Source organism: Serratia sp. KG1D, assembly GCF_037150675.1.
GTDB classification, from domain to species: domain Bacteria; phylum Pseudomonadota; class Gammaproteobacteria; order Enterobacterales; family Enterobacteriaceae; genus Serratia; species Serratia nematodiphila.
In genome coordinates, this window is record NZ_JBAGIH010000008.1 from 41353 (window position 1) to 60275 (window position 18923).

Sequence of the window (18923 nt, forward strand, 5' to 3'; positions counted from 1 at the left end):
TCAGGCGGCAATTGCCGCGTTGTCAGTGTCGGTATCGGTGCTGTCTTTTGCATCAGGCTGCGGTGACTGTAACCATGCAGGAACCCAACGGTTCTGCTTCATAAAGAACTCCGCATGCACTGCCGCGTCGCCTTTCTTCATTTTTTCTGCGTCAGCAGCGGCACCAGTCAGACCTGCATCTTTAAGTGAAGTGACTATCTGTGAATGTTTCAGGCTACCGAAGTAGTTCTCTTTTGTAGGCTGCCACCAGTCGCGAAGGTGAAAACCTATCGCGGCCTCAACCGTATCGAGAGGGCTACGTGATGTGTGTCCATTATCACGCGTCTGTACACCATCTACGGAACAAGCCGCACAGAAGGCCAGCAATGACATCAGTACCTCTCCGTTCAGGGCGAAGAAGGTCGTGAAGTCCTTCTCCCATCCTGCTGGCAGCAGGGTTTTCAGGCGCTCTTTTTCGGTCATCAGGGCTTCAAACGCTGCGCCTTCTTTACCGGATGGGGCGTTCTCAGTGAGGCTGCTGTGAGAAACGGTCAGGTTGATACGGAACGGATGCGGCGTGGTCACACATCCAGCAAAAACGCAGGTACACATACGCCAGACCATAAGCGCCACAGCCTTTTCAGGTTGCTGCATTAGCGCGGCCTGTACCGCCAGAGTGCGCTCGGATGACATTTTGGTGAGCAGCGGGATGCTGATCCCTTCTGCTGCATCAGGTCGATGCATATGAGTCACGGCAGGAGACTGCGCGGAATCCTCTCCGTTACTGTCATGGTCAGGTAAATCAGACATGCGGCATATACCACGCTGAATACGAAGCGCACCGTGCATGTAGCTCACCACCACGCCTGATTTTGCTTTCAGATCTTCTGTCCACCCACGAAGCTCAGCGGCATGTTCAATGAGGGATATTTCGCTGCTAATGGCCTCGGCTTCATCACTGTCAGGATCCAGAGCGTTAAATTTGTCGGACAGTTCATCGATACGGCGGCTGTCATCTTCGCTGTAGATTGCATCTGGCTCCGGCAGAATGCGGTAGTCCTTTCCGTCAGGTCCGTAAAGGTTAATTGCAGCCAGACGTCCGGTACCCCACATCCAGCCCTCTTTTTGATGGATTTCCTGAGCGATCAATTCAAGTTTTTCCAGTACCAGACGTTCAACAAGCAGACTGTCTACTGTTCCGTCCCCTTCCTGCTCACTGAACAGATCTTCACGGACAATTCCGCCTGCGGCTTCATAAACTTCCCGCCCGATAAATGCGAAACGTGGATGCGAGACAGAAATTTCACTTTCCGTAATACGATTTTTAAGTGCGTTTACGGTAGTGCGTCCCCATTCCTCCTTTACGCTTTCGTAAACAGCAACCTGACGCTCAGGATCGCTTTCAAGACACAACACCTGACACTGTTCAACATCAAGCTGACCTTCTGCCAGAAGTGCAAGCAGTGACGGGGCAAGACTGGCAAGTTTGAGCATGCGCTGGACGTGGCGGGAACCGTACCCAAGCACCTCACCAATCTGCGCGGGAGTTTTTCCCTGCGCCGCCAGTGTACCAAACGCTGTGATCTGCTCGGCAGGGTGCATGGTTTCAAGCTCGTTGTTCTCGGCGTAAGAAGCCTCAACAGCAAGCTCGTCGCTGACACGTTTAACCGGAACCTGATAATCTGGTTTGATACGCCCCATTTCAGACATGAGCGTCAGCGCAGTCAGACGCCGACCACCTGCTGCCACACCGTATTTTCCCTCGGGCAGGGCATGGACAACCAGATTGTGAAGCAGTCCGAGGCTTTCAATGGAGTTAGCCAGTCGCTTAACGCTCTCGGTGGTGTAGGGAATCGTGCGTACGTTCAGCGGTGATTTAATGAGATCGGTCAGCGGAACATACTCAATGACTGCCGCATCGAGGGCTGTTTTCAGCGCCTCGTTTCCGGCAGTTTTATTCTTACTGGTTTTTTTTGGTGCTTTTGATTTAACATCTGCAACTGTCATGATTTAGTACCTCTCAGTATTAATGATTGTCTTGCCCTGCGGAGTGACAGCTCCGACAGGGCCCCTTCTTACTGCTGTTTTCTGGCTCTGTAACTGGCAAGAGCGCGGTTAAGCAATGCCCCCACGTCGTTCTCAAAGTTCCACGCGCACTTCGTCAAAAACCCTTCTTCACCCCGCACAACAAGCTGAAAATAAGTACCCTGATCGTTCTCAATACTGACGTTGGTGTACTGCGCCACCAGAGCGGTCGCCTCTTCACGGGTAAACGGCCCCTGAGGCAGCACCACGGGTGCAGTGACAGTACTGCCATTCAATAGAGCCGCCAGTTCGTTTTCTTCGGCGGTGGGTTCGCGCAGCAGCACTGGCTGATTCAGAAATTCCTGTAATGTTTTTCCCACTGAATACTTCCTTTAAAAAAGTGGCTGGTTTTAAAACCCATCACCCGTTGAGTTACGGGAGCCGCGGTTTTGACGTTTCGCGGGAACCTGCTGAACTTTCCCGGGGGATAAAACATCACCCGTTTGAGAACCTTCGCCGCAGGTGCGTAAACGACACCGGCCGAGGCAGATGTCCGGGGCGGACGCAAAAAGTTTTTGCCTGCAAAAAGTTTTGGTGGCCGTGCGTCAGCATTCACCCTGGACAGCCACGAGGACTGTGGCGGTCTCAGCACCCGGAGGAGGGACTCAAAGGGGTGTAAAAGGACCGGATGGAATGGGCAGGGACACGCCGCAATGACGGGAAGCCGCGCGCGGCGAAACGACATTGCCCCCTACATCACGACGGGGTATTTACGGCGTGATGCAGGGAGCGCAGGAAACGGCGCGACTGAGCGGCGCAGCCGGAACGGCTGCTGCAAGCGATGGGGGTTGCGTCATGGGATGGACACCCGCTGCCCCGCAGGGGCCGGGCAGAGACAGCTTTGCTGGCTCTGTGCGAAGCATGACAGCCCGCCCGGACGCCCACTGCAACAAAGGCAATGAGTTTGATTCACAGCATATCTTACTGAAAAAATTACTTTTTATTTGCCTCGGCCATTTCGGAATATTGTGGATCGCTGGCTTTCGGCAACTGCTGGCTAAGCTGGCGGTAATGGCGCAACCTTTCCAGAAAATATTCGCGAAGCTCTTCGGGCACCTCTCGTGCCACAATTTCCGGCACCACTGGCTGATTTAGCCGCTCTTTAAATGCCACACCTGACGCGGCCAGGTCTACGGCGATCCTGTCCTGATCCTCTTTTGAACGTACCGAAAGATTAAATTCGCTCATGTTTTTCCTCTCTTTCACGCGCCTGCAACGAGATCGTTGCTGACTTTTTCTGCCGGGGCGGTTTGTAACTGCGCCGCAGGCGCGGTAACAACCGCCGGCAGGCAAAGCCTGCCAAGGTTTTTCGCGCGGGCTAACAGGCGGATGATACCGCCTGCCAGGTTATCAGTTACCTTTTCCACCCTGCAAAATGAAATGACCGCCGATATACACCGCACGCTGGCAGGTCATGTAATAGCATATTTCGTCGATCACCTGCTCCGTTCTTAATTCCCGTTGACCATTTTCACGTCGACGGGCGTTAATAATATTTTTGTACTGACGCAGGATGTCACGGGTCTGTGGATCAAGTTTCATTTTTATTCTCCTTTGTGGCGGGGTCCTGCCCCGCCTCTGACATCAACCGTTGAACACGTAGCCATCCAGAAATACCAGACCATCCAGGAACAAATCCCGCGCCCAGGCTCCCATATCGAAATAGCAACGCAGCGATTCCGGAATGTCATTGAGAAGGCCGCACTCTTCTGCCATAGTCCAGGCGTAGCCCTCTTCGCTCTCAGCTTCTCCGCAATAAGCATCCTCGAAGGCGTCATAATCACACTCTCCGGAGTATTCCACCCAGGCAATAAATGCAGCATCCATACCGTCTTCTACTGCGCGCTTGTAGGCTTCAATGAAATTCCAGTCAACGGAAGATTCGGATGCAAATGCTGACGGGATCCCTTCCCAGTCCTGGAACATGAGTTCCGGGTCGGATTCATTGGCGTGCAGCTCGTTGCAGGCTTCCAGAAACTCTGCTTTATCATCAAAGTCGGTGAGGTCAAACCATTTACCGTAGAGGCTACCGCAGTTGTATTTGTGGTATGTACCTACATAAATCGCCGGGGTGGTAGTGTTCATAAAACTCCTCCAGTGTCTGTGTCGTCTGAGTTCCGGCTTACGCCGTGCCGATACGACAGCCCGACTTCGAGCGGAAGATGCAGGGGCGACACCGGAGGCCGCAGCGCAGATAAACAGCGATGACGGTCTGGACGGTTCTCCCGCGAATATTGAGCGGGAGAACGACGGGAAGAACGGCATCAGGCGTAAAAATCTGCGACCGGGCGAGGATGGCGGCGGAGCGAACCCTTGCATCTGAAGCGATCGGGCTAAAGTGAAGGCACGGCGTTAGCCGCAGACCGCACGGACGTTTTCACCTGCGTCCCCGTAACATCGTGGAGGGGGCGCCGGTAAAGCGGAGCGTGCGACATCCTTTTCGCAATAAGGCGGGGCGCATTGCCCCGCCCAAAATCAGGCGGCAATCCGGATGCCGGAGAAGGATTTCATCATCGCGTCAATCTCGGTTCGTGCGCTGCTGACCACATCCCGCAGCCAGTGTCTGTCAAACCAGTCGCGGGATGGGCTGTCAGGGTGACGAAGGGCATAAGGCACGTGGGTCTGCCCGACTGTACGGCCATTGCATTCCAGACGGATTTGCAGACGGCGAAAGGTTTCCTTCCCGTCGAGTACCGCTTTAAGACGCGCGTCGAGCGTCTCATTATCCCACTGCGCATCATCCTGCACCTGCTCCACTTCCGTTACTGTCAGGAGGAAATTACGGGTTCGGCGGGTAAATACCAGCGGTTCAGCGGCGGGGCGCAAGGCTTCCATCAGGCGGTATCCGGCGGATGCCACGCAGCTACAGACGTGGTTAATCTCGTCACGCAGGGCTTTCAGCAGACAGAGGATATGTTTCGTGGACATAGCCTCAGGGCAATTATCATATTCAAGCGAAATGGTTCCGGCATGAGCCTTACGATGCCCCAGCGAATTACGATAAAGGCGGACAATCAGTTCACTTCCTGCCAGTAATGACAGCAGCACCTTCATTGCCTGATCGGACATCAAACCACGCAGTGCAATCTCAGGTAACAGACGCTGCAACTGTAAAGCATCGAGCTGGCCATAGAACGCAACGCCTTCTCCTCTGGAGTAATTCAGGCTTGTATCGATATCCATGTTGGCTGGCCAGCCGCGGGCTACGAGCGTGTTTCGGGTATGACGGTGCATAAAGCGGTAAGCAATGGTCATGATATTCTCCTCTTCTGAATGCGGCGACGTCTTCGCCGTGCCGACACGACAGCCCGACATCGAGCGGAAAATGCAGGGGCGACACCGGAGGCCGCAGCGCAGATAAACAGCGATGACGGTCTGGACGGTTCTCCCGCGAATATTGAGCGGGAGAACGACGGGAAGAACGGCATGAAGCATTAAATCACTGCGACCGGGCGAGGATGGCGGCGGAGCGAACCCTTGCATTTGCAGCGTTCGGGCTAAAGTGAAGGCACGGCGCTCACATCCGCCGCGCCAGCGCGGCATAAAAAGCGGAGTTAACGACATCCTCTTTCGCTGTGAATTGTCACCGGTTGCCGGGGACGCTCCCCCGGCCGTTCTCAGGCTACCTGCGCGTCTTTCAGTGCGTAGACGTCATTCCTTGCTTCCTTTACGGAATCGGGTTCAGGCCGCCCGGCCTCCCAGGCCATTCCGGCGCGATGCTCCAGCTCACACTCATAGTCGCGCAGGACGCGTGCAAGTAAAGCTGCCGGTACACTCACCTGACGGTTTGCCGCTTCCCGCTGATGGGTCAGGAGATCGCTGACAGTCAGATTATTTACCCCCTCCTGGCGGTATTGCGTCATTTTCATTTCACCAAGCGCCTTCATCACCGCCCGGATTTCAGCCTCGTCCGGTTCTGGCTGGGTTTCACGGCAGGCCACGCTAATCCCCTCTTCCGTCCAGACCAGCAGGACCAGGGGTTCGTCAGACGTGAACATGGTTTCAAGCTGTACACAAAGTTCTTTGCGGGTTCCGTACATTTTTTTATCTCTTTCGTAAGTGGTTACAGGCCGGGCATCAGCCCGGCAGGGTCAGTCAGCCCTGAAAGGTTTCGTCCAGCACTAGGGCTTCGCGGTAGGCTTCCAGAAGCAGGGTGTTGATCCGGCGCAGGGTCTGGGCGGCCATACGTTCAGCCAGCGTTGCCGCGTCGTGCCGGTGCTGAGATTCGAGGCGGTTCAGCAGCATCCGCACGTCACACATGGCATTGCTGAGCTCGGCCACGTCCGCGCGCAGGGATTCAAGGCCCGGGTAGTTCATGCCGCCTCCGGATAATCAGGGTAAAACGTACCGTCATTGGCCGCCGGCATCCTTCTCGCCCGTTCAACCTGTGCCAGACGGCGAACGCCGGCGGCGTGGTACTGCTCAAGCATCTCGATCCCGATATAGCGGCGGCTGGCTTCGGCGGCGGCCACGCAGGTGGAGCCGCTACCGGCGAACGGGTCAAGGACAATGGCCCCCGGACGCGTGAGCGATTCAATCAGTGGCCGCAGGCTCTGCACCGGCTTCTCCGTCGGATGGTGTCTGTTGCCCGTGTATTTCCAGGGGATCACGTCCGGGATGGGGCGGTCCGGGGTTTGCGGTCGCCCCTTCGCGAGCAGGTAAGCGTTCTCATGGGTGTAGCCCACGAACGTTGATTTGGAGGCATAACTCTTCGCAAAAACGATATGGCCAACAACGCGGAACCCGGCCGATTTCCACGCATTGAGAAACAGATCTGCGCGGTTCCATGCGTAAAAGCTCACCATCAGACTGTCGTTTTTGAGTACGCGGTACATTTCGTGGCACGCTGGCTGAAGCCATTCCGACGAATTGTCCCCGGCCAGAGTGCGACCGGTACGGTCCTTAAAGCCAACCAGATACGGGGGATCGGTAAGAATAAAATCAACGGCACGTGCCGGAAAACGGGACATCACCTGCACGCAGTCACCCAGGATATAACGGGACATAGACACACTCCTCTCTGATATGCGGCACCCTGTTGCGCCGTGCCGCCACAAAAACCCGGCTCTGAGCGGAGGGCGCAGGGGCGACGCCGCAAGCCGCAGCGCAAGCCTTTCACGGGCTGAATGCTCCGTGAAAGGTGCGAACGGGTGAGGACGGAGACAACGTGAACCCTTGCGACCGCAGCGGCCGGGTTAGCGTGAAGGCACGGCGTTGAACACGCCGCCGGCTGGCGGCAGAAAGGCGGAGGGCACCGACATCCTTTGGTACTGATTCTGGTAGCTGAAGTAGCCTCCCGTGTATGACAGAATGACCATAAGTGCGTGTCAGTACACCACTTTGTAGGATCATAAGCCTGGTATGTTTTGGGACGCCACCGACCGGAGGCGTCCTTTTTTCCGTTAGCCCCCCTTTACGTGGTCGATAGCGAACTGCAATGTGTCCCAGTTAAAACCGATGCAGGCATCATGGCTGTGGTAACAGACACGCATGGCTTCAGCAATCTCCCCCTCTGTCAGGCTGTCATTGAGGGACATAAAGTCATCAGCCAGCCAGAACGTTCCCATACACAGCGCATCCTGCGGATACTGCTGTAGCCGTGCGATGAGATCTGCCACGGTTACTCCCTCGCGGCAGGCAGATAGCGACGGCAGCACACGATCGGCAATGTCATTCCAGTTCCACTCTTCGTCCTCCGGAACTGCCTCTTGAATAGTGCAGGTTTCCACACCCGGCATCAGGGAAAGCTGCTCCAGCACCTCCCCCAGGTAAAGTCGTTCTCCGCAGGCATCCTCACTCCACAGATAATGGTTGTTGATATACACGGCAAACTCGCCGTTGTTGAGTTCAATACAGGTCAGTCTGAACATGGCTGTGTCCTAAGCATCCGGCACCCAGTTGCACCGTGCCGACACGACAGCCCGACTTCGAGCGGAAGATGCAGGGGCGACACCGGAGGCCGCAGCGCAGATAAACAGCGATGACGTTCTGGACGGTTCTCCCGCGAATATTGAGCGGGAGAACGACGGGAAGAATGGCATCAGGCGTAAAAATCTGCGACCGGGCGAGGATGGCGGCGGAGCGAACCCTTGCATCTGAAGCGATCGGGCTAAAGTAAAGGCACGGCGGGGAACTTCTTTAGGCAACATAGAGTTAAAAAATGGGCAAAGCAAAAACTTGAAAGTACACTCAATAAAGCAATAATACTGTATATAAATACAGTTCGGAGGTGCCTATGTTTGAATTATTGCGTGTCGATTGCGAGCCGGAAATTATCCCAATCCCTCTTTATAGCGAGGGATGCCCGGCGGGGTTCCCGTCCCCGGCGCAGGACTATGTCGAAGCCGAACTTGACCTCAACGATTACTGTATATCCCGACCCAGTTCGACATATTTTGTGCGAGCTATTGGTAATTCCATGACTGATATTGGGCTACATTCTGGCGATCTGATGATTGTTGATAAAGCCGAAAATGCACACCACGGCGATATCGTTATAGCTGAGATTGAAGGTGAATTTACTGTTAAGCGATTATTGTTGAAACCGAGACCAGGGTTACAGGCAATGAATCCAGCCTACCCTACTCTATGGCCAGAACCTGAGCAGCTACAAATTTTCGGTGTCGTAACTGCCTTTGTACATAAAACCCGGGGACATGACTGATGTTCGCCCTGGCAGATGTGAACAGCTTCTATGCGAGTTGTGAGAAGGTCTTTCGTCCTGACTTACGTGATAAACCGGTGGTCGTTCTTAGCAATAATGATGGTTGTGTAATAGCCAGATCGAAGGAAGCGAAACAGCTTGGGATCAAAATGGGGATTCCCTGGTTCCAGCTGAAGACAATGCAGTTCCCGGAGAAAGTGCTTACGTTTTCCAGCAATTATGAGCTTTACGCGAGTCTGAGCAACCGGGTCATGGCACATCTGGAAGAACTGGCGCCCCGCGTAGAGCAGTACAGCATCGACGAGATGTTCCTGGACATTCGCGGCATCGATGGCTGTACCGACTTTGAAGATTTCGGCCGGCAGCTGCGCGAGCACGTCCTAAGAGGAACCGGACTGACAATTGGCGTTGGGATGGGGCCAACAAAAACTTTAGCAAAATCAGCGCAATGGGCTTCAAAAGAGTGGCCGCAATTTGGGGGCGTGCTGGCCCTGACTACTGACAATCTTCGTAGGACGGAGAAACTGCTCTCACTGCAGCCAGTAGAGGAAATCTGGGGGGTTGGTCGCCGCATAGGCAAAAAGCTGAATACATACGGCGTGACGACTGCGCTACAGCTGGCGCGCATGAATCCTGCCTTTGTACGCAAAAACTTTACCGTAGTGCTGGAGCGAACCGTACGCGAGCTGAACGGTGAGGCCTGTATATCTCTTGAAGATGTACCGCCCGCGAAGCAGCAGATTGTCTGCAGCCGATCATTCGGGGAGCGCATCATCACTTACGAAGCGTTGCGGCAGGCTATCTGCCAGTATGCCGAACGCGCGGCTGAAAAACTGCGGGGAGAGCATCAGTTCTGCCGGCACATATCGGTCTTTATCAAAACCTCCCCTTTCGCAGTCAACGAAGCGTATTACAGCAACGTGGCCAGTGAAAAACTTCTTGTGCCTACCCGTGACACCCGGGACATCATTAACGCCTCAGTAAAGGCCCTGGATCGTATCTGGATCGACGGGCATAGATATGCAAAGGCTGGCGTAATGCTGAATGACTTCACCCCTACGGGAGTAGCACAGTTAAATCTTTTCGATGACGTTAAGCCGCAGGAACGAAGCGAGGAGCTTATGAAAGCCCTGGATGGCATAAACCATTCAGGGCTCGGGAGGGTATGGTTTGCTGGCCGCGGAATTGCACCAGAATGGCAAATGAAAAGAGAGATGCTTTCTCCGGCATACACGACCAGGTGGTCCGATATCCCCAAAGCCTCAATTTGAGTATCAGAAGAGGCCTTTCATTTTGACCCGGGCCTCTTCCAGTCGACGCTGCTCATCATCTTCAGCAATTTCAGGCTTGATTGCAGAATCAAAATTTCCTGCGCCCAGTTCTGCAAGCACATCACGGATATTGGCCTGGGATGGCTTCCATCCCGTTGTCTGACTGATTAAACCTACCAGGCTATCCGCCGTGAAACTCTTATCCAACAACAGCGCAAGTAAGCCAGGAAGCCGCGGGTCGAGGTGGTGAAGTGCTAAGCCGGAAATAAGCGCTCTCCTATATAAATCTCCTCTATCGTTCCGTGGGACAGAATCAATAATGTCTAAAGACACATTGTCCGCCACCTGGTCCGGATGAAGATAAACAGTAAACTTCTTCCGTTCCTCGCTCACAGTCCTATTCCCCTTTAAATGCAGCGATGGCTTCTACGAGTGATGTTTGCGGTGAATCCATCATGACAACCTTCGAGCCCAGATGTTGCCATGCTGCTTTAACAGCATCCTCGATCAGTGGCGCACCGCCACCAACAATATAAACGCGGTTAACGTCCCTAAACCCAGCCAAGTCATCGACAACCTGGGCACCCAGTGTAGCGATCGCGCTATCGATGGTATCCAACACCAGTGCCGTCTTGCTTTCGTCGTTGATAACCTGCCGGACGAAGTCAGCGTTTGTACGCTGTTTGATAAGTTCATCGGCGACCATAGCACTCGTGTTGCTGGAAGCCATTTTTAACGCCGTGAGTGCAGCGTTCGTTACCAGCGATACGCCGATATCAGAATTTCCGTGTATCGCGCTGACAGAGTCGAACTGGCCAACGATAACGCCAACGTCGAGAGTTGTACCTCCGAGGTCAATCACCAGAGACTTTTCGAACTGCCCTACATTGTCTTTCACCAGACGTTCAAATACGGCAGGCAAGGATTCTGGCATGACTTCGACGTGCTCGATGGTAAACACCTCGCCTTTGTTCAACTTGACTGGACGCATCAGGTTGTCGATTTTCCTCTGAATATTCAGCTCATTCTTCTGACAATCCCTTGTGTAGAACTCACTGATAGGCAAAGTAACAGTCAGTGAGACAGGCTGAGGTTTCAGCCCGCTGTTCAGAAGTGCATGGTGAACCGCCAGAACGTTTACATCGGTATATTGATACTCAATATGAGTAGTAAGAATGGATTCATTGCTGACTTCGTCATAGGTGTATTTTTTACCTTCAAGCTCATAGTTGAAGGTCTGACGTACGCCCATACCTTCCACCTTCCAACCCTGACGAAAAGAGTTAGATGACAATGACTTATAAAGTTTCTTATTGTGGAGCCATGCAAGTTTTACAGTTGTAGAACCATCATCACAATACACTTTCATCCTGAACCCCTTAATACTCAAATTGAGAAAAATGATTGAACTTAAGTGCCTAAGCACTCAGATTGAGTATTAAATCATAAGTATGAAATATTAAAACACAAGTAATATTTATGATTTATTAAAAAATAAATCATATCTCACACTTCATACTTCATATTTTTGATTACAGTTGTTGACTATAACTACGTATGTGACAAAATAAATCATACTTCACACATCATATTTATGAGGCAGAAATGATTACTGTCGTAGGTGGAAACAAAGGCGGTTCAGGTAAAACTACAACGGCATCAAACTTAGCAATAGCTCTAGCCCATGAGGGCCAAGACGTATGCCTGTTAAATGGAGACTTACAACGGACGGCCGCTAAGCACCATGCTGAGCGTGAAGCATCGGGGATAGAGCCAACTTTCACGCTCATCGAAAAATTCGATAATCTGACACAAACCCTTCGAGCATTAGACGAAAAGTATGATCATGTAATCGTGGATGTGGCAGGCAGAAACTCAAGAGAGTTCATTACTAGTGGAGTAGTCGCACATCAGATCATTGCACCATTACAATGCTCACAGCCCGACCTTGATACATTGACGGAACTTGCTCAGCAGATTGAAGCTATGCGTGATCTCAACCCTGAACTGAAGGTCTATTGCTTACAAAGCATGGCCACAACAAACCCAGTGCTAAGAGGAAATGAGCGGAAGGAGTTTCTGGAATACCTTGAAGAGTTTCCAACTATTGAAACGCTGCAAACAGTAATCTGTTTCCGCAAGGTCTATCGAGATTGCATGAGCAATGGAACGGGTGTCGTAGAAACGAATAATGAAGCGGCTAAAGCAGAAATTATGCAGCTAATGAAAGAGGTATTCGCATAATGGTTAAAAAGCCGAGCCAGCAAGCGACAAGCAGAACAGGTGTCACAGCAGAACAAGCTGAAGCCCTCGCGCAGCGCCTTGCCGATAAACCCTACGGAGCACCAGAAAAACCGGAACCTGAAAAACAGTGCCGCACGACAATCTCATTAGGGGAGTCTATGTTAGTGAAGGTCGAAGATATAGCACTGCGGAACAAGCGTAACGGGAAAGATCCTAAAAACGTCAGTGCAATAGTCAGAGAAGCCCTTGAACTTTACTTTCAGAAAACTGGCGAGTAAGAACGATATTACATCATAAGTATGATGTGTGAAGTATGACTTAGGCCGCATTAGCGGCCTTTCCAATATCATGCAGGTCCTCATAGCTTACAGAGAAGTTAAATGGTTCCTTTAAGTAATGACACAGCTTCAGTCTCCGGCATCTGGAACTGCACGCGGTGACGCGCCGCCACATCCAGCGCAAACACTTTCGTGTACACCTCCGTCGAGCTGATGCTCTTATGCCCCATTAAACTCTGAAGCACCTTGAGAGGAATACCGGCATACAGCATGTGCATGGCATAGCTGTGGCGGAATGTGTGCGGTGTCACCGGCACGGAGAACGTCACCCCGTCAGCCGCTGCTGCTTCAACCGCTTCGCTGAGCCAGGTGCGGACCGTCCGGTCGGTAATTTCCCAGATGCGCGCCTTCTCGGTTCTGCCGCTTCGCTTGTTACGTCGTTCAAGAGGTATTTTCAGCGTGGCCACCATCATTTCCAGCTGGCTGACATAGCTCGCATCGGAAAGCGGTACCAGCCGGTGAGCCTGACTGCCGGCGGGTGCCCGGCCTGCCGTTCTGGCGGCTTTTTCAGTCCTTTGTTTGAGTGTGGCCAGCTGCACGAAAGGGTAGGGTGGCACCAGGGAAAAATCACTCCGGGTCAGCGCCAGCGCCTCGTTAATACGGGCGCCGGTGTTCCAGAGGGTGGCCAGCAGCATCTTGCGGTGCAGATCAGGCACATAGTGGAGCAGGGCGCTCACTTCCGGCGCCAGCAGATATTTCGGCAGTTCGTCCTGAACGAGGGCCATCTGGCGCAGGGCCAGTGCGGCAGGGTAGTCGATGGCCACCGGCAGCTGCGCGGCCGAAAATGAGACACCCTGGCCGGGTATTGCCGGCATCATTGCTTGTTGTCCCTGCCGGACAGGTATTGCTCTGTAAGTCGTGCCAGTGCTTTCTGCGCGTAATCTTCGCCCGGGAGCAGACTGATTTCACCCCGGCGTTCCATCCCGGCGCCGATGGCGCTCAGCGTCGTCATCACCGGCAGCAGCCGGCGCAGCTGCTGGGCATGTCCGCACGCTGTACGGATACAATCGGCAAACGCATCCTCATCGCGGGAATATGTCCCGGGCGCAGGACGTTCCCTGCCGTCCTTTTCAGACTGCAATTGCTGACACAGTTTCAGCAGGGAAATAATGTCATTGGCGGCTTCGTTTGCGCATGGTCCGTTCATATATCTTGGTATCACCCTAATTTCCTTACAAATCATAGTCAGGAACCTCACGAGCTTGTCGTGCTCTGGACTTTCGTTGTTTTCGCCACTCAGCCCATAAGACGTTCTGTACTGACCAGGGGCTGTTATTATCAAGGTGTGATGAAGGCATGGCATTAAGTCGCCTCAGTCGCCTGGCCAGTATCATGGCACGCAGACCCAGACGTGAATACTGATAACGGCGTTCTTTAAAGGTCATCTGCCAGTCGGGAGGATTATCATAGTCACTGACAATACTGATATAACGGCTGGCTTCTGGGATCAGCACTGACAGTTCACGAATACGGTAAAGAATCCTGCTGGGTAGTACCCGCCAGTCACCGTCAATATCCTCTGTTGAGAATGGCTCAGCGCTAATACCAGTACGTGTGTACCCTTTATCATCTTCAAACCCTTCATCATTAACCACCTCCGCGCATCCCTGGGCAAATCGTTCGAGGCGAAATACCAGCTGAGTGGAAATAAAATAAAGCTCAGATTCTCGCTTTGTCGCTGCTGCTTCCTTCTCCCGCTGGGTTATCAGCCGCTGCCCGTACCACACACCACCGAATGCAGCACCTGCAGATGAAACCGCCGTAATGATCTGCGGCCACAGGCTGGCGCTGTCCTTCACCACCTTCACGCCTTCGGTCGCGATAAACCAGTCAGCCATATTTGCTCCCTTACTGAAAAATCCCGCCGGTCATACTGACGCAGCGTCTTCACGGAACGGCTCAAAGGCCAGCAGGGCGTCAGCCCTGGAGGCCAGCTCGGTACAGTCCCCGCGCTGCGGGTCGATCTCTTCATCTATGGCCTCGTTATACCGCATGCGCAGCCGCCATCCCGTCACGGGAGGTGCGTTCTGTATGGCCAGCACCATCCCTTCCGGCGACAGCAGTTCGCGGAGGGTGTAGCAGGCGCCGATCCGGGTCGAGTCCCGCAGCCACATCACGGGGTACTCGCTGACCAGCTGGTCATACACGCATTCCGGCGTATGGAAGTAATTCCCGTCCGCCCTGCATAAATCACACATAGTCTTTCCTTTAATGAGGTATCCCGCCGGGCATTATCAGTTCATGGCCAAAGGAGGTATTAACCGTAGAGCGTGCAATAATGAATCAGAGCATCGTTATCCAGTTCATCATCGAAATGTGATGGCTCGCTTCCTGGCGGTCGCGGAAAGACTACCGCAGCCTTATCCGTAACATCCCAGCCTTTGGTGTAAACATCGAGATCATTCCGGGCCACAACATAATCGTCCCAGGTCACAATCTGACACACCCCCTGTTTACGTCCTTTCGGTACCGGAGCACGCCACCATAATTTTTCATAACCCAGGGCGATAAGTGCCGCGTGCATTTCAATGAGGGTGATCTTCTTACGCGCAGCTGATGCCATACAAAATCCTTTTCCTGTAAATAGTCACTCAGAGTAATGATGACGCGCAGCATAATCCACTGCGCACAACCCTGCGTCTGTCACCCGGATGATTTTCCCCTGCCGTCATCATTTTCAGGCTGATAATAAGCAGACATATAGACACGCCATTAAATTACCGGATGGCCGTTTCCGGCAGATCCGACTTTCTGGCGTATCACAACTTTCCGGAAGTGTACCACGGCGGGGAAATAACCACACCGCCCTTTTACGGTGCTGAGCGGCCGGTCACGGGGCAGGGGATAAACACAACATATAGAAGAAATCTCAGCTGACGGAGTGGCACATATTGTGTTTATTCGCCGCAGCGGGCCGGGGCGGTGTGCGGAGATCCGGAACAATGAGTTTTCGGATCTCAGGAGTGGAAGAGAACGATTATTGCAGAATAAGCACAAAAAACAGTGAATTGTTGTTATGAGTGGATTATTGCTATAAGTATCGCAATTTGAATTAATTATTAACAACAAAGCAATTTAACAGCGACCCCATCCGGGGTCACCTTAATTTTGCTCAGCGATGTTCAAACCGGGCCACCAGTGGACCAGTGATTTCCATCTCCATTTCCCAGAGCGTTGTCATCACGCCTTCAAGTGGATTGTCACTACTGCTGTAGAAGGTGTTAAAAAGGGTTCCATCCGGGTACCTGAACAGCCTGAGTTCACCGAAGGATTCCGCGCTGACCATAACCGAAAATTCCTGTTCGGAATTGAGGACAAGGTAAATAAGACAGTTATTGATCCTGAAGGGCAGAGTGCGGCTACCTCTGGCTGACACATCAACCTGTATGCTAAACGCGTCATGCCTTTCCGGCTGATAAACCAGTTCCCTCAGTTCTTCGCTAAAGCGGGAACCGTAGCTCACCAGTATGTAATTCTGCTGATCGGCGGACCGTTGCGCGACTTTCATTAACAGTGTTTCGAGGTTTTTGACCTCCATCGTTAATTTAGCCTGTGATTGCCACAGTAAATTATGCAGTCTGTGGTAAATATTTGTCCTTACATCTGATACAGACGGAAAATCTCCGTAGAAATTACTATTAAGTTCTCTGGCAACATAATCTTTGGGAACACTCACAGGAATGTATCTCACCAGCCAGTTGCGATCGCATTCTGAATTTTGAGAAAAAGTGAAGTAGTTAAGCAGAGTCTCTTCAGACAATGCCCCAGGAATTTCTTTTGTCAGACGAGTGTCGGTATTCCTGAGACGTTCAAGATCTACTTCAGCAGCAACGATATCTGCCACTTTACTACGACTGAAAACATCAATGTATTTATCCAGAACATCATTAAAGAAAACCACATTCGTTGCATAATCCGCTTCTGCAATGATATAGCCTTCATAAGGAACTGAAGGGTCTCGTTTCAGTCGTTCAAGAACAGAAATTATTCTGTCTTTACTGAAGTAGGAAAACAACCCTCCCGCAAGAGCTTCATTAACGCGCTGTGTAACCTGTTCCGCAGGCCTTGCGAGCTTGATAGCCAGCAAGGCAAACGCCCCGTAGAGACTCCCAAAATCTTCATATACTCCTGTATACATACGCCCAGGAATGTAAGGTTTTTCATTATATGAGTTCATAACCTCAATGGTTTCTGATAGCCCGCTGTACCAGTTTGTATTCGCATGAAGATTACAGTGCTCAATTCTCAGTATCATATCAATGATATCGACAGAACGTCTGAACGCAGGTGTCAGGGTATCATGAGTGTCTCTTTCTTCATATAATTCAGACGTAATGATATGGTTAACAAGATCAGCTAAATCTATCTTTTCTTGGGGTTCAAAATGCGCAATGAGATAACCTGCCATTAACAGGCGTAAATCAGACAAGGCATTAGCAAACATAATGGATAAGGCCGCATCTTTATTATGTGGACGCCCCCTGAGTAACATTGCCCACTGCGAGTCTGTTTCATCCAGAGACAGATAATCCGGAGTCAGGAAGAAACTGTGCCAGTGGTACTCTTCCTCCCAGTGCCGTGGAAACCGGCTCTGGTTTAACCAGAGACAGAGAACGTCGTGAGCATATCGTACGGAAGAAGCATTATCTGCAACCACTGACGGAATAAGCAGCCTGGCGGTGTTATGCAGATGATACATCAGGCGCCCAGTAGAATCTTCGCTCCCTGGTTTGCCAATGATCGAGCTCATACTCCAGCCCTCCCACAGGCCAATAAAATGGCGTACAAGTTCTTGATGAGTTTGCTCTTGGCTGGCCGAGAGGGTGACACCCTGTCCTGCTTTCCACTCGTTTAACACATGCCATACTCTGAAAAGCGAGAGTAAAAATTGTCTGAAATCGGTAAAATGAGTGCTCTGTGTTTTTCTGTACACATGCAATGGAATGGCCATCGATTCACGGAAATATTCGCCTGAATATTCCGTTGATTTTACGGATTCACGAAAAAACTTTCTCAATTCATAATGGAATGAATCGCTGAAAGTATGGCTAAAACCTGATTCTTTTACTTCATCCAGATAATTTTTATCAACCCCGTAGTTATAACTTCTTTTGATAGAGGTATAGGTATCTGTTAATCGTTCAATCCCTGTTCTGAAGACGCTAATATTTTTATCGTTAAGCGCATCGTAAGCCTCACCAAAGAAATCAAAAGTAATATCATCCAGATCCCTTTTGTTCTTAGGGCGCCCTGTTACAATACAACGGCTAAATAACCACCGCCACAATCCTGAAACAGGCTTGACATTTCTCGATGACAATAAAGTTAGTTCACCAGAACGAACACCAAAGGAGGGCAAAATGATAATTTCCGCATCCTGCCCATCTACCGCCTCTAGCCTTCTTAGCAGAAATAAAAGTGGCCTTATATAAATATCTATAACAACATCACCTTTACTGATATTAGATTTGACATGAAGCATGTCGTCTTTCTCTGAGATTGAGTAAGGCAGTGTTTTAATATTACCGAGGTAATCCTCACCTATATTTACCCCCGGATATCGGAGCCAAGCAAGAATATATGCTTTTTGAATATAGTCATCCACTATCTGAGACAAAAAAAACTTATTCATTAGTCGATCGCGCTTGCTCTCATCCAGGACATTCAGACTCGAGACGAAGAACCAGATAGACAGAGTAATATTGAAAAGCATCCACACAAAAGCTGTTACGGCGAAAGAAGTATTAAGATATCCGTCACCTATAGATAACGTCATACCGCCCAACACGATAAATGCAGCCAGTAAAAGACCACTCAGGCCCGCAAACATATATCCGGAATGAAGTTGATACGCGGACTGAATATGGATCCTTGCTGATTTCTTTTGAAACAAAACACTTATAAGCCCCACAACCAGCGGAAAAACAATACCGATTATAGTCAACTGGCTACCCAGTAAATTAGACATCCAGTCTGAAAGCTTGGTAATGCCCTTAAAATGCTGCACAGCGAAAGGTTGCAATACAGGGCGAAAATATTCGACCACGCCAACAGCCCCGAAGGCTGCGGACCATAGAATTAGCATAGCCCGGACGTAATGGGTGGAGCAGGAAACAAGTATTCTCTCCACCGGGTTCCAGCGTAGTTTTTTGTAATCCCGGTTCGACTTCAGGCTCCGTCGGAGTTCAGCTCTCACCTGCCATGAGAGACTTTTTAGAAGTTTTCCAAACATAGATATCCTGCGTGTTCCATAAGAAATTTTATGAATAATAAGCGGTAGTGACCTTTTTTTCTCTGGAAAATGTCACCCGATGCCCTTCGTGCAAAGTTCGTCTCCCTGTT

General features: G+C 51.4%; 22 protein-coding genes. 4 read left to right on the forward strand and 18 right to left on the reverse strand.

Translation table 11 applies throughout. The features are described from left to right. From WFM45_RS23930 to WFM45_RS23980, 10 genes are all read right to left on the reverse strand, one after another. Nucleotides 1–1986, reverse strand: coding sequence for a ParB/RepB/Spo0J family partition protein (locus WFM45_RS23930; protein ID WP_285934772.1), 1986 nt, complete (start codon nucleotides 1984–1986; stop codon nucleotides 1–3). 68 nt (nucleotides 1987–2054) lie between these two features. Continuing rightward, complete coding sequence (locus tag WFM45_RS23935) at nucleotides 2055–2300, reverse strand: DUF905 family protein (RefSeq protein WP_032623592.1); 246 nt, start codon at nucleotides 2298–2300, stop codon at nucleotides 2055–2057. Between the two features lie 697 nt (nucleotides 2301–2997). Continuing rightward, nucleotides 2998–3252 (reverse strand): DNA polymerase III subunit theta, encoded by a 255-nt coding sequence (locus tag WFM45_RS23945; RefSeq protein ID WP_022650024.1) that lies wholly within the window; start codon nucleotides 3250–3252, stop codon nucleotides 2998–3000. 162 nt (nucleotides 3253–3414) lie between these two features. Continuing rightward, nucleotides 3415–3606: a hypothetical protein gene (locus WFM45_RS23950; RefSeq protein WP_022650025.1), complete on the reverse strand. Its 192-nt coding sequence runs from the start codon at nucleotides 3604–3606 to the stop codon at nucleotides 3415–3417. A 42-nt stretch (nucleotides 3607–3648) separates the two neighbouring features. After that, on the reverse strand, nucleotides 3649–4149 hold the full coding sequence (locus WFM45_RS23955) for an antirestriction protein ArdA (protein WP_336957514.1): 501 nt from the start codon (nucleotides 4147–4149) through the stop codon (nucleotides 3649–3651). A 390-nt stretch (nucleotides 4150–4539) separates the two neighbouring features. Beyond that, nucleotides 4540–5319: a hypothetical protein gene (locus WFM45_RS23960; protein WP_022650027.1), complete on the reverse strand. Its 780-nt coding sequence runs from the start codon at nucleotides 5317–5319 to the stop codon at nucleotides 4540–4542. A gap of 362 nt (nucleotides 5320–5681) precedes the next feature. Then, nucleotides 5682–6104: a DUF1380 family protein gene (locus tag WFM45_RS23965; RefSeq protein ID WP_336957516.1), complete on the reverse strand. Its 423-nt coding sequence runs from the start codon at nucleotides 6102–6104 to the stop codon at nucleotides 5682–5684. A gap of 55 nt (nucleotides 6105–6159) precedes the next feature. Then, entirely contained in the window at nucleotides 6160–6381 is a 222-nt protein-coding gene (locus WFM45_RS23970) for a hypothetical protein (protein WP_022650029.1), read from the reverse strand. Then, nucleotides 6378–7070, reverse strand: a complete 693-nt coding sequence (locus tag WFM45_RS23975) for a DNA methylase (protein ID WP_022650030.1) — start codon at nucleotides 7068–7070, stop codon at nucleotides 6378–6380. Before WFM45_RS23975 ends, WFM45_RS23970 begins: the two co-directional genes overlap by 4 nt. Before the next feature lie 396 nt (nucleotides 7071–7466). After that, entirely contained in the window at nucleotides 7467–7934 is a 468-nt protein-coding gene (locus WFM45_RS23980; protein WP_194514670.1) for a hypothetical protein, read from the reverse strand. Between the two features lie 365 nt (nucleotides 7935–8299). On the opposite strand from WFM45_RS23980, the gene umuD reads away from it, so the two are divergent. Both umuD and WFM45_RS23990 read left to right on the forward strand, forming a co-directional pair. Then, on the forward strand, nucleotides 8300–8728 hold the full coding sequence (gene umuD / locus WFM45_RS23985) for a translesion error-prone DNA polymerase V autoproteolytic subunit (protein ID WP_022650032.1): 429 nt from the start codon (nucleotides 8300–8302) through the stop codon (nucleotides 8726–8728). After that, complete coding sequence (locus WFM45_RS23990; RefSeq protein WP_336957522.1) at nucleotides 8728–9999, forward strand: Y-family DNA polymerase; 1272 nt, start codon at nucleotides 8728–8730, stop codon at nucleotides 9997–9999. Before umuD ends, WFM45_RS23990 begins: the two co-directional genes overlap by 1 nt. 3 nt (nucleotides 10000–10002) lie before the next feature. Here the strand turns inward: WFM45_RS23990 and WFM45_RS23995 are convergent, their stop codons facing one another. Beyond that, a complete protein-coding gene (locus tag WFM45_RS23995) occupies nucleotides 10003–10392 on the reverse strand; it encodes a plasmid partitioning/stability family protein (RefSeq protein ID WP_022650034.1) in 390 nt (129 codons plus the stop codon). Between the two features lie 4 nt (nucleotides 10393–10396). Then, on the reverse strand, nucleotides 10397–11368 hold the full coding sequence (gene parM, locus WFM45_RS24000) for a plasmid segregation protein ParM domain-containing protein (RefSeq protein WP_022650035.1): 972 nt from the start codon (nucleotides 11366–11368) through the stop codon (nucleotides 10397–10399). 236 nt (nucleotides 11369–11604) lie between these two features. Between parM and WFM45_RS24005 the strand changes: the two genes are divergently transcribed. Together WFM45_RS24005 and WFM45_RS24010 are read left to right on the forward strand one after the other, a co-directional pair. Next, nucleotides 11605–12243 carry an AAA family ATPase gene (locus tag WFM45_RS24005; RefSeq protein ID WP_022650036.1) on the forward strand — a complete coding sequence of 213 codons (639 nt, stop codon included), beginning with the start codon at nucleotides 11605–11607 and terminating at the stop codon, nucleotides 12241–12243. Continuing rightward, the gene (locus WFM45_RS24010) at nucleotides 12243–12521 is read left to right on the forward strand and encodes a hypothetical protein (protein ID WP_022650037.1); all 279 of its coding nucleotides are present in this window, start codon (nucleotides 12243–12245) and stop codon (nucleotides 12519–12521) included. The genes WFM45_RS24005 and WFM45_RS24010 overlap by 1 nt, the downstream gene beginning before the upstream one ends. Before the next feature lie 98 nt (nucleotides 12522–12619). Here the strand turns inward: WFM45_RS24010 and WFM45_RS24015 are convergent, their stop codons facing one another. The 6 genes from WFM45_RS24015 to WFM45_RS24040 all read right to left on the reverse strand — a co-directional run bounded on the left by WFM45_RS24015 (nucleotide 12620) and on the right by WFM45_RS24040 (nucleotide 18813). After that, nucleotides 12620–13399 carry a site-specific integrase gene (locus WFM45_RS24015; RefSeq protein WP_022650038.1) on the reverse strand — a complete coding sequence of 260 codons (780 nt, stop codon included), beginning with the start codon at nucleotides 13397–13399 and terminating at the stop codon, nucleotides 12620–12622. Beyond that, on the reverse strand, nucleotides 13396–13728 hold the full coding sequence (locus WFM45_RS24020) for a hypothetical protein (RefSeq protein ID WP_336957527.1): 333 nt from the start codon (nucleotides 13726–13728) through the stop codon (nucleotides 13396–13398). Before WFM45_RS24020 ends, WFM45_RS24015 begins: the two co-directional genes overlap by 4 nt. A gap of 25 nt (nucleotides 13729–13753) precedes the next feature. Then, nucleotides 13754–14419: a hypothetical protein gene (locus WFM45_RS24025; protein ID WP_022650040.1), complete on the reverse strand. Its 666-nt coding sequence runs from the start codon at nucleotides 14417–14419 to the stop codon at nucleotides 13754–13756. Between the two features lie 30 nt (nucleotides 14420–14449). After that, nucleotides 14450–14779, reverse strand: a complete 330-nt coding sequence (locus tag WFM45_RS24030) for a hypothetical protein (protein WP_022650041.1) — start codon at nucleotides 14777–14779, stop codon at nucleotides 14450–14452. Between the two features lie 59 nt (nucleotides 14780–14838). Beyond that, nucleotides 14839–15144, reverse strand: a complete 306-nt coding sequence (locus tag WFM45_RS24035; RefSeq protein ID WP_336957530.1) for a hypothetical protein — start codon at nucleotides 15142–15144, stop codon at nucleotides 14839–14841. 549 nt (nucleotides 15145–15693) lie between these two features. Continuing rightward, complete coding sequence (locus WFM45_RS24040) at nucleotides 15694–18813, reverse strand: hypothetical protein (protein ID WP_336957532.1); 3120 nt, start codon at nucleotides 18811–18813, stop codon at nucleotides 15694–15696. Between the last annotated feature and the right edge of the window lie 110 nt (nucleotides 18814–18923).

What these genes read in the sequence shown, in the direction of transcription:
- WFM45_RS23930 (WP_285934772.1), bottom strand. Translation starts at nt 1,986, where the DNA reads ATGACAGTTGCAGATGTTAAATCAAAAGCACCAAAAAAAACCAGTAAG.
- WFM45_RS23945 (WP_022650024.1), bottom strand. Translation starts at nt 3,252, where the DNA reads ATGAGCGAATTTAATCTTTCGGTACGTTCAAAAGAGGATCAGGACAGG.
- WFM45_RS23950 (WP_022650025.1), bottom strand. Translation starts at nt 3,606, where the DNA reads ATGAAACTTGATCCACAGACCCGTGACATCCTGCGTCAGTACAAAAAT.
- WFM45_RS23955 (WP_336957514.1), bottom strand. Translation starts at nt 4,149, where the DNA reads ATGAACACTACCACCCCGGCGATTTATGTAGGTACATACCACAAATAC.
- WFM45_RS23960 (WP_022650027.1), bottom strand. Translation starts at nt 5,319, where the DNA reads ATGACCATTGCTTACCGCTTTATGCACCGTCATACCCGAAACACGCTC.
- WFM45_RS23965 (WP_336957516.1), bottom strand. Translation starts at nt 6,104, where the DNA reads ATGTACGGAACCCGCAAAGAACTTTGTGTACAGCTTGAAACCATGTTC.
- WFM45_RS23970 (WP_022650029.1), bottom strand. Translation starts at nt 6,381, where the DNA reads ATGAACTACCCGGGCCTTGAATCCCTGCGCGCGGACGTGGCCGAGCTC.
- WFM45_RS23975 (WP_022650030.1), bottom strand. Translation starts at nt 7,070, where the DNA reads ATGTCCCGTTATATCCTGGGTGACTGCGTGCAGGTGATGTCCCGTTTT.
- WFM45_RS23980 (WP_194514670.1), bottom strand. Translation starts at nt 7,934, where the DNA reads ATGTTCAGACTGACCTGTATTGAACTCAACAACGGCGAGTTTGCCGTG.
- umuD (WP_022650032.1), top strand. Translation starts at nt 8,300, where the DNA reads ATGTTTGAATTATTGCGTGTCGATTGCGAGCCGGAAATTATCCCAATC.
- WFM45_RS23990 (WP_336957522.1), top strand. Translation starts at nt 8,728, where the DNA reads ATGTTCGCCCTGGCAGATGTGAACAGCTTCTATGCGAGTTGTGAGAAG.
- parM (WP_022650035.1), bottom strand. Translation starts at nt 11,368, where the DNA reads ATGAAAGTGTATTGTGATGATGGTTCTACAACTGTAAAACTTGCATGG.
- WFM45_RS24005 (WP_022650036.1), top strand. Translation starts at nt 11,605, where the DNA reads ATGATTACTGTCGTAGGTGGAAACAAAGGCGGTTCAGGTAAAACTACA.
- WFM45_RS24010 (WP_022650037.1), top strand. Translation starts at nt 12,243, where the DNA reads ATGGTTAAAAAGCCGAGCCAGCAAGCGACAAGCAGAACAGGTGTCACA.
- WFM45_RS24015 (WP_022650038.1), bottom strand. Translation starts at nt 13,399, where the DNA reads ATGATGCCGGCAATACCCGGCCAGGGTGTCTCATTTTCGGCCGCGCAG.
- WFM45_RS24020 (WP_336957527.1), bottom strand. Translation starts at nt 13,728, where the DNA reads ATGAACGGACCATGCGCAAACGAAGCCGCCAATGACATTATTTCCCTG.
- WFM45_RS24025 (WP_022650040.1), bottom strand. Translation starts at nt 14,419, where the DNA reads ATGGCTGACTGGTTTATCGCGACCGAAGGCGTGAAGGTGGTGAAGGAC.
- WFM45_RS24030 (WP_022650041.1), bottom strand. Translation starts at nt 14,779, where the DNA reads ATGTGTGATTTATGCAGGGCGGACGGGAATTACTTCCATACGCCGGAA.
- WFM45_RS24035 (WP_336957530.1), bottom strand. Translation starts at nt 15,144, where the DNA reads ATGGCATCAGCTGCGCGTAAGAAGATCACCCTCATTGAAATGCACGCG.
- WFM45_RS24040 (WP_336957532.1), bottom strand. Translation starts at nt 18,813, where the DNA reads ATGTTTGGAAAACTTCTAAAAAGTCTCTCATGGCAGGTGAGAGCTGAA.